General features: G+C 44.1%; 7 protein-coding genes and 2 rRNA genes (1 of these 9 cut by a window edge). 3 read left to right on the top strand and 6 right to left on the bottom strand.

All coding sequences use genetic code 11. The features are described from left to right. From NSQ17_RS04420 to NSQ17_RS04410, 3 genes are all read right to left on the bottom strand, one after another. Nucleotides 1-995, bottom strand: a 23S ribosomal RNA gene (locus NSQ17_RS04420); it reaches 1,936 nt to the left of the window's first position. 183 nt (nt 996-1,178) lie between these two features. Beyond that, nucleotides 1,179-2,727, bottom strand: a 16S ribosomal RNA gene (locus tag NSQ17_RS04415). Together the 16S and 23S rRNA genes form the textbook arrangement of a ribosomal RNA operon. A gap of 273 nt (nt 2,728-3,000) precedes the next feature. Further along, nucleotides 3,001-3,879 (bottom strand): nucleotidyltransferase-like protein, encoded by an 879-nt coding sequence (locus NSQ17_RS04410; protein WP_025206981.1) that lies wholly within the window; start codon nt 3,877-3,879, stop codon nt 3,001-3,003. A gap of 189 nt (nt 3,880-4,068) precedes the next feature. Here NSQ17_RS04410 and NSQ17_RS04405 point away from each other — a divergent pair, with 189 nt between their 5' ends. Then, nucleotides 4,069-4,416 (top strand): YgzB family protein, encoded by a 348-nt coding sequence (locus NSQ17_RS04405; RefSeq protein ID WP_007496750.1) that lies wholly within the window; start codon nt 4,069-4,071, stop codon nt 4,414-4,416. Nucleotides 4,417-4,451: 35 nt separating this feature from the next. Here NSQ17_RS04405 and perR read toward each other — a convergent pair whose 3' ends face one another. Together perR and bcp are read right to left on the bottom strand one after the other, a co-directional pair. Beyond that, on the bottom strand, nt 4,452-4,889 hold the full coding sequence (gene perR / locus NSQ17_RS04400) for a peroxide-responsive transcriptional repressor PerR (RefSeq protein WP_003217782.1): 438 nt from the start codon (nt 4,887-4,889) through the stop codon (nt 4,452-4,454). Nucleotides 4,890-5,048: 159 nt separating this feature from the next. Next, nucleotides 5,049-5,516 carry a thioredoxin-dependent thiol peroxidase gene (bcp, locus tag NSQ17_RS04395; RefSeq protein ID WP_342467899.1) on the bottom strand — a complete coding sequence of 156 codons (468 nt, stop codon included), beginning with the start codon at nt 5,514-5,516 and terminating at the stop codon, nt 5,049-5,051. 129 nt (nt 5,517-5,645) lie between these two features. On the opposite strand from bcp, the gene NSQ17_RS04390 reads away from it, so the two are divergent. Next, nucleotides 5,646-6,941: a glutamate-1-semialdehyde 2,1-aminomutase gene (locus NSQ17_RS04390; protein WP_285529413.1), complete on the top strand. Its 1,296-nt coding sequence runs from the start codon at nt 5,646-5,648 to the stop codon at nt 6,939-6,941. Between the two features lie 247 nt (nt 6,942-7,188). Continuing rightward, complete coding sequence (locus NSQ17_RS04385) at nt 7,189-8,262, top strand: aromatic acid exporter family protein (protein ID WP_024718258.1); 1,074 nt, start codon at nt 7,189-7,191, stop codon at nt 8,260-8,262. Nucleotides 8,263-8,488: 226 nt separating this feature from the next. On the opposite strand, the gene NSQ17_RS04380 is transcribed toward NSQ17_RS04385, so the two are convergent. Continuing rightward, a complete protein-coding gene (locus NSQ17_RS04380; protein ID WP_342467898.1) occupies nt 8,489-9,385 on the bottom strand; it encodes an ABC transporter permease in 897 nt (298 codons plus the stop codon). Between the last annotated feature and the right edge of the window lie 3 nt (nt 9,386-9,388).

The following is a 9,388-nucleotide window of genomic DNA, read 5'->3' as shown; positions in this document are numbered from 1 at the left end:
AGTCTGACTCCCAAGGATAAGTCATCGGCATTCGGAGTTTGACTGAATTCGGTAACCCGGTAGGGGCCCCTAGTCCAATCAGTGCTCTACCTCCGAGACTCTTACCTTGAGGCTAGCCCTAAAGCTATTTCGGAGAGAACCAGCTATCTCCAGGTTCGATTGGCATTTCACCCCTACCCACACCTCATCCCCGCACTTTTCAACGTGCGTGGGTTCGGGCCTCCATTCAGTGTTACCTGAACTTCACCCTGGACATGGGTAGATCACCTGGTTTCGGGTCTACGACCACGTACTCATGCGCCCTATTCAGACTCGCTTTCGCTGCGGCTCCGCATCTTCTGCTTAACCTTGCACGGGATCGTAACTCGCCGGTTCATTCTACAAAAGGCACGCCATCACCCGTTAACGGGCTCTGACTACTTGTAGGCACACGGTTTCAGGATCTATTTCACTCCCCTTCCGGGGTGCTTTTCACCTTTCCCTCACGGTACTGGTTCACTATCGGTCACTAGGGAGTATTTAGCCTTGGGAGATGGTCCTCCCGGATTCCGACGGAATTTCACGTGTTCCGCCGTACTCAGGATCCACTCTGGAGAGAACAACATTTCAGTTACAGGGCTGTTACCTTCTTTGGCGGGCCTTTCCAGACCTCTTCGCTTATATCGTTCCTTTGTAACTCCGTATAGAGTGTCCTACAACCCCAAGAGGCAAGCCTCTTGGTTTGGGCTGTTCCCGTTTCGCTCGCCGCTACTCAGGGAATCGCATTTGCTTTCTCTTCCTCCGGGTACTTAGATGTTTCAGTTCCCCGGGTATGCCTTCTCATACTCTATGTATTCAAGTATGGATACTACTCCATTACGAGCAGTGGGTTTCCCCATTCGGAAATCTCCGGATCAAAGCTTGCTTACAGCTCCCCGAAGCATATCGGTGTTCGTCCCGTCCTTCATCGGCTCCTAGTGCCAAGGCATCCACCGTGCGCCCTTTCTAACTTAACCATTTCTTACTTTAGAAAGAATCACTATGTGTGATGAACTTTGCATTGCATTCAATGTGAATGTATTACTTATTGTTATCTAGTTTTCAAAGAACAATCCTGTCTCGCTAGAGACATGTTTTGAAGGAATGATCCTTCAAAACTAAACAAGACGAAAAACGTACGCTGCTCCATATATCCTTAGAAAGGAGGTGATCCAGCCGCACCTTCCGATACGGCTACCTTGTTACGACTTCACCCCAATCATCTGCCCCACCTTCGGCGGCTGGCTCCATAAAGGTTACCTCACCGACTTCGGGTGTTGCAAACTCTCGTGGTGTGACGGGCGGTGTGTACAAGGCCCGGGAACGTATTCACCGCGGCATGCTGATCCGCGATTACTAGCGATTCCAGCTTCACGCAGTCGAGTTGCAGACTGCGATCCGAACTGAGAACAGATTTGTGGGATTGGCTAAACCTTGCGGTCTCGCAGCCCTTTGTTCTGTCCATTGTAGCACGTGTGTAGCCCAGGTCATAAGGGGCATGATGATTTGACGTCATCCCCACCTTCCTCCGGTTTGTCACCGGCAGTCACCTTAGAGTGCCCAACTGAATGCTGGCAACTAAGATCAAGGGTTGCGCTCGTTGCGGGACTTAACCCAACATCTCACGACACGAGCTGACGACAACCATGCACCACCTGTCACTCTGTCCCCGAAGGGAAAGCCCTATCTCTAGGGTTGTCAGAGGATGTCAAGACCTGGTAAGGTTCTTCGCGTTGCTTCGAATTAAACCACATGCTCCACCGCTTGTGCGGGCCCCCGTCAATTCCTTTGAGTTTCAGTCTTGCGACCGTACTCCCCAGGCGGAGTGCTTAATGCGTTAGCTGCAGCACTAAGGGGCGGAAACCCCCTAACACTTAGCACTCATCGTTTACGGCGTGGACTACCAGGGTATCTAATCCTGTTCGCTCCCCACGCTTTCGCTCCTCAGCGTCAGTTACAGACCAGAGAGTCGCCTTCGCCACTGGTGTTCCTCCACATCTCTACGCATTTCACCGCTACACGTGGAATTCCACTCTCCTCTTCTGCACTCAAGTTTCCCAGTTTCCAATGACCCTCCCCGGTTGAGCCGGGGGCTTTCACATCAGACTTAAGAAACCGCCTGCGAGCCCTTTACGCCCAATAATTCCGGACAACGCTTGCCACCTACGTATTACCGCGGCTGCTGGCACGTAGTTAGCCGTGGCTTTCTGGTTAGGTACCGTCAAGGTGCAAGCAGTTACTCTTGCACTTGTTCTTCCCTAACAACAGAGCTTTACGATCCGAAAACCTTCATCACTCACGCGGCGTTGCTCCGTCAGACTTTCGTCCATTGCGGAAGATTCCCTACTGCTGCCTCCCGTAGGAGTCTGGGCCGTGTCTCAGTCCCAGTGTGGCCGATCACCCTCTCAGGTCGGCTACGCATCGTCGCCTTGGTGAGCCGTTACCTCACCAACTAGCTAATGCGCCGCGGGTCCATCTGTAAGTGACAGCCGAAACCGTCTTTCATCCTTGAACCATGCGGTTCAAGGAACTATCCGGTATTAGCTCCGGTTTCCCGGAGTTATCCCAGTCTTACAGGCAGGTTACCCACGTGTTACTCACCCGTCCGCCGCTAACATCCGGGAGCAAGCTCCCTTCTGTCCGCTCGACTTGCATGTATTAGGCACGCCGCCAGCGTTCGTCCTGAGCCAGGATCAAACTCTCCGAAAAAGTACAAAACCGAAGTTTTGTTTTTCGTCAGCGTTTGACTGACTACCTATGATGTATCATAGGATTTTTTTATAAAAACTCGAATTAACAGGTACGTTTTGTCTTGTTTAGTTTTCAAAGATCATCTTCATTATCGCTCAGAGGCGACTTTCTTAATATAACATTTGAGCATCGTGTGCGTCAAGTGTTTTTCTGAATTTCTTTTTGTCCGCTTTTCTTTCAAAGCAACTCAGTTGCTCATTAGCGACGTTTAATAATATACCATCATAATATTCATACGTCAATATCTTTTTTAACAAAATATCCTCGATGATAGATTTTTTGCCCCTTCGTCTCAATTGGCTCTACTAGCACAATTCCTTTTTCCACAAAGAAATCAATCATCACACTAAGATCAGGTGTGAAATGTTTGAGATCAGGATGTGCAAGAAGCTCGCCAAACAGCCAAATATCCTGCTGTTCCATGACATGACGCAAATGAGCCGCACCAATTTCTGCTTTTGAATGAATCAAGAAATCATTCGCTAGGAATAAAAGTTCTAACCGTTTATGAAGACTTTCGTGGCTTTCAATCAACTCTGAATAAAGTTTATATACTTCCGGCTCCATATGACGTACTTGGTTCCAAACGGTCACTTCTGGGTGGAAGCCTTTATCAATCACTTCAATACGCGCCAGATGATGCAGGGCATGCACAATGGAATTATATGCATCGAGGAATTGATTTGATTCAAAAAATGCTTTTCCTTCTATATATCTGCGAATGAGCTTGCCATATTCTAAACCAATTTTGAGCTTACGGTTAGAAAACGGGAATGTACTCAGTTCATCAATCAAGTTGAAAATATATTCATTTCGATCAAACAGGACTTTTCCGTTTAAAATCCAATCAATAATACGCCTGTTGGTACCTAAGGTAATCCATTCCTTCAGCTGATCATCTGTGACAACATTTAAAGAAGCTGTCTGGTGATCGGATTCATAGTGCTTAATAAATAAAGGTTCTTCCGCATCCTTTACGATGACTAGAAGCGCTGCATCAAAGTTATCCGTCTCAGAAGATACTTTATGCCTTCTTTCTACTATAATCACAGCTAATGTATCTGGATGACTTGCTCTCTCTTGATAAATAGGACGGAGAAGATTTTCCATAGTGATTCCTCCAATACTCGGGTGTAAGGTTCTTCTCTAATGCTATGTATTTCTCCTCATAGAATCAAAATTCCTTCAATACATGAAAAAAGATCGTTGAATCATTATAAGCAATTTATTCACAAAACTCTATAACTAATTCAAACAGAAAGGTAAAATGTGCTATATTGGAGATGAGGGGGTCTAGGGATGGCGAAATACTCCAGTAAGATTAATAAAATCAGAACATTTGCACTTAGTTTGGTTTTTGTTGGTTTTTTGATCATGTATATCGGTGTGTTCTTCAAGGAATCGGTCTGGCTGTCGACCTTCTTTATGCTACTCGGCGTGTTATCGATTGGATTGAGTACAGCCGTTTACTTTTGGATCGGTATGCTTTCTACGAAGGCAGTCCGGGTCGTATGTCCAGGCTGTGAGAAGGAAACAAAAGTGCTTGGGCGGGTGGACATGTGCATGCATTGCAGAGAGCCACTTACACTCGATCCAGCATTAGAAGGCAAAGAGTTTGATGAATCCTACAATCGAAAAAAGTCATAAAAATAAGCTGACCATTCAACTGGTCAGCTTTTTCATTAATGATTTTCTTTTTTTGCACATTCTTGACAAGTGCCATAGATCTCCAAGCGATGATGACTTACTGTAAAACCTGTTACATGGGATGCAAGCTGTTCTACTTCATCAAGGCCAGGATAGTGAAAGTCAACGATCTTTCCGCAGTTTTCACAAATCGCATGGTAATGGTCAGATGTCGCAAAATCAAATCGGCTTGAGGAATCCCCATACGTTAATTCTTTTACTAATCCAGATTCCCGGAAGACTCGTAAATTGTTGTAAACCGTTGCTACACTCATATTAGGAAATTTTCCTTCAAGTGCCTTATATATATCGTCCGCGGTTGGGTGTGTCATAGAATTTACGAGAAACTCCAAGATGGCATGGCGCTGCGGAGTAATTCGAACACCGGTTTCTTTTAGAGCATCTAAAGCGTCTTTTAGTTCGTGAGCAGCCATTTCATCATGCACCTCTCTTTTCAAAAATATTCTTATATTATAATCTTTATAAATAGTGTACCCCCAGAGCCGAAACTTTGTCAATTACAATCCTCTTTTTTACCTATTCTTCTATACAAAAAAGACCGGCACGACTGCCGATCTCATCTCGTCAACATATTAAGCGTGAGTTTTCAGTTCCTCAAGCGCTTCTTCCACATGATCTTTCACCTTTACTTTACGCCACTCTTTCACAAGCTTTCCTTCTTTATTAATAAGAAACGTTGAGCGTTCAATTCCCATGTATTCCTTACCAAAGTTCTTTTTCAGCTTCCATACACCGAAAGCTTCAGACAATTTTTGTTCGTCATCTACAAGAAGCAGGAAAGGTAAGTCATGTTTTTCTTTAAACTTTTGGTGCTTGTCTTGACCGTCTGGGCTTACGCCGATGATGACAGCATCTAATTCGGCAAAGCTTTGATGGCGGTCACGGAAATCACAGGCTTCCGTTGTACACCCTGGCGTCATATCTTTTGGATAAAAATAAAGGACAATGTGTTTCCCTTTAAAATCAGAGAGCTTCACTTTCTCTCCATTATCACCAAGTAATTCAATATCAGGTACTTGCTGCCCCACTTCGATTGTCATGATACAATCCCTCCAACCTATTTTTTCATTAGCCTATCCAATTTCGAGAAGATATTCAACTAAGGACGCTTGCATCGGCATGTTAAAATAATGATAGACGACGTGATACGTTGAGATAGGAGGCTATTTATGAAATTCACCGAATCAGAAAAATTACATCAAGAGGCGCTGGAGCATATTGTTGGAGGGGTTAACAGCCCATCTCGTTCATATAAAGCAGTGGGCGGCGGGTCACCTGTTGCAATGGAAAGAGGAGAAGGCGCTTATTTTTGGGATGTTGACGGAAACCGTTATATCGACTATTTAGCAGCATACGGTCCAATTATTACGGGACATGCTCATCCTCATATTACAAAAGCCATCACGAAAGCAGCCGAGACGGGTGTCCTTTACGGAACACCAACGAAGCATGAAGTCACTTTTGCTAAGATGCTGAAGGAAGCGATGCCTGCTTTGGACAAAGTTCGTTTTGTCAATTCAGGTACAGAAGCTGTGATGACGACAATCCGTGTCGCTCGCGCTTATACAGGCAGAACAAAGATCATTAAGTTTGCCGGATGTTACCACGGCCATTCTGATCTTGTGCTAGTTGCGGCCGGCTCTGGACCTTCCACTTTAGGAACACCAGATTCAGCGGGCGTGCCTAAAAGTATTGCCAATGAAGTCATTACCGTTCCATTCAACGATATAGACAGCTACAAAGAAGCATTAGACCGCTGGGGTGATGAAGTAGCAGCTGTTCTTGTCGAGCCAATTGTCGGGAACTTTGGCATCGTAGAGCCTAAAGACGGTTTTCTGCAGCAGGTTAATGACCTGACTCATGAAAAAGGGGCTCTAGTCATCTATGATGAAGTCATTACAGCTTTCCGCTTTATGTATGGTGGTGCACAGGACTTGCTTCAAGTAAAACCTGACCTCACTGCATTAGGTAAAATTATCGGCGGCGGTCTTCCAATCGGCGCTTACGGCGGCAAAAAAGAAATTATGGAGCAAGTCGCCCCGCTTGGACCAGCCTACCAAGCTGGTACGATGGCAGGTAATCCCGCCTCTATCCTTTCTGGTATTGCATGCTTGGAAGTGTTAAAAGAAGACGGGGTCTACGAACGTCTTGATCAGCTCGGGGCCATGCTAGAAGAGGGAATTTTAGCCCACGCAAAAAAACATCAAGTAGATATTACAGTGAATCGCTTAAAAGGTGCTCTCACCATTTATTTTACAAAGGAAACGATTGTGAACTACGAGCAGGCTGAAAATACGGATGGTGAAATGTTCGCCCGTTTCTTTAAATTCATGCTCGCACAAGGTATTAACCTCGCCCCTTCTAAATATGAAGCTTGGTTCTTAACCATTGCACATACTGAAAATGATATTTCTGAAACGCTCAAAGCAGTAGATCATGCGTTTGAACAGCTGAAACAATCATAATGAAGAGAAAAACAGACGTAAATTCATGCGTCTGTTTTTTTATTTACCAGCTCTTGATTGTCAAAAGCAAGTGAATCTGTTACATTTTTTCTCAATACCTTCTTTTGATGTTTTCATGAACTTTCAAAAATCACTTGAATATTTCGGAAGACCGCTGTATATTACTTAGTTGTTTCATCAAAATATTTATGATATATGACAAGTGGTCATCTATTATCGAAAAGAAAGGAATGCAGGGACAAAACCAATGAAACTTGGAGCCCGTATTTTAAAAACTGGTATTGCCATTGTACTCGCGCTTTACCTGGCAACATGGCTTGGGTTGCCGACACCCGTCTTCGCGGGAATTGCAGCTGTATTTGCTATCCAGCCATCTATTTATCGATCATTTTTAACGATTGTTGATCAAGTGCAAGCCAATATTATTGGAGCAGCACTTGCCATTACGTTCGGTCTGCTTTTTGGCACAGGACCAGTCATCATCGGCTTAACTGCCGTCATGGTCATTGCGATTAATTTAAAGCTGAAGATTGAACACACGATTCCGATTGCACTCGTAACCGTCATCGCGATTTTAGAAAGTGCAGGGGATCATTTCCTTTCCTTTGCCTTAATTCGAACAGCAACTGTGGTGTTAGGCGTACTTTCTTCATTTTTAGTGAATTTGATTTTCCTGCCGCCAAAGTATGAAACAAAGCTTGTTCATCACATTATGGAAAATACGGAGGAGATTTTAAAATGGATCCGTCTGAGCTCCAGACAGTCTACTGATCATTCCACTTTAAAGGATGACATCGATCAAATAAAAGAACGTATGATCAAATTAGATCACATTTACTTGTTATACAAAGAAGAACGAAGCTATTTAAAGAAAACAACTTATGTCAAATCTAGAAAGCTTGTTTTATTCAGACAGGCAATCATGACGTCTAATCGAGCACTGTACTTGCTGAAAAAGCTTCATAAGTTAGAAAATGAAATTCATTTGATGCCAGAGCATTTCAGAGAGAGCTTAACAGATGAGATTGATTATTTACTTTATTGGCATGAACGTACCTTAATGAAATTTGTTGGAAAAATGAAACCGCAGGACGATGACTTCCAAAATGAATGCTCTCTTCGTCTTGAAACATTAACGAAATCATTTATTCAGCATCAGCAAAATCAAGAAAACGACTTGCTGGATTACAATATGCTGAATGTGATGTCGAGTATTATTGAATACCGTGATGAATTGGAGCATCTAGATACTTTAATTACAAGCTTCCAAACGTATCACCCAAAAGATAGTGAGATTGAGACAGAAGAAAAAGAAGCTTAAATACAAAAGCCCGATTCTAAGAATCGGGCTTACATTTTTGACAAAGGGCTAAAATGATCTTTATTTAGCCCTTTGTCTTCTTTTCAGCGTAGTTGAAAACCCTTGAAATCAAGGAAGGACGAGTACTGGAGCGGAGCGAATGCCATATTCGTGAGCACCAGCACGCAGGACTGACAAAGAATGCGAGGGTTTGTCTACACACTGTGACCAATTCTTAGAATCGATCTTATTTTATTTTCTTCATTTTAGGATCAAGGGTGTCTCTTAATCCATCTCCCATCAAGTTAAAGCCAAGAACCGTCAGCATGATCGCAATCCCCGGGAAAAATAAAGTCCATGGCGCTTGTACGAGATAAGGTCTCGCATCTGCAAGCATTTTCCCCCACTCTGGGCTTGGCGCTTGTGCACCTAATCCTAAAAATCCTAAAGCGGCCGCTTCAATAATGGCAGTACCAATCGCAAGCGTCGCTTGAACGATGACCGGCACCATACTATTTGGCAGAATGTGACGAAGAACGATGCGGCGGTGTGACATCCCGACTGCCTTTGCTGCTAAAACATATTCTTCTTGCTTAATGCTCAGCACCTTTGAACGAACCAGCCGGCCAAATGTGGGGACGTTAATAATCGCTATGGCAATTAGGGCATTTTGTAAGGAAGGTCCTAAGATGGAAACAATCGCAATCGCTAATAGAATGCTAGGAAAAGCGAGTAAAATATCAAATAGTCTTGAGATGACAGCATCCAGTAATCTACCGCCGTAACCTGCCATCAATCCAAGCAATGTCCCTAAAATAACCGACCCGAGAACAGAGAAGAAACCCACCCATAATGAAATCCGAGCTCCATGCACGACTCTAGAAAATATGTCTCTCCCGAAATCATCCGTACCAAACCAATGCGCAGCTGAAGGGGCACTAAATCGTTCGCCTAGTGACTGCTCGTTGATTCCATAAGGAGCAATGAGCGGTGCAAAGATTGCTAGGATAAGAAATAAAAAGACAATCACAGTGCCAATGACCGCCAGCTTGTGCTGAAAGAACAGTTTCATCGATTCAAGAATCAGTGCTTGAGAGCGTTCTTCCTTTTGTTTAGGTGCTTGAAGCTCTTTTTGCGCTTCCATGTC

Origin of the sequence: Bacillus sp. FSL W8-0629, assembly GCF_038593225.1 — a bacterium.
GTDB classification, from domain to species: Bacteria; Bacillota; Bacilli; order Bacillales; family Bacillaceae; genus Bacillus; species Bacillus altitudinis.
This window is presented reverse-complemented; position numbering and strand designations above follow the sequence as displayed.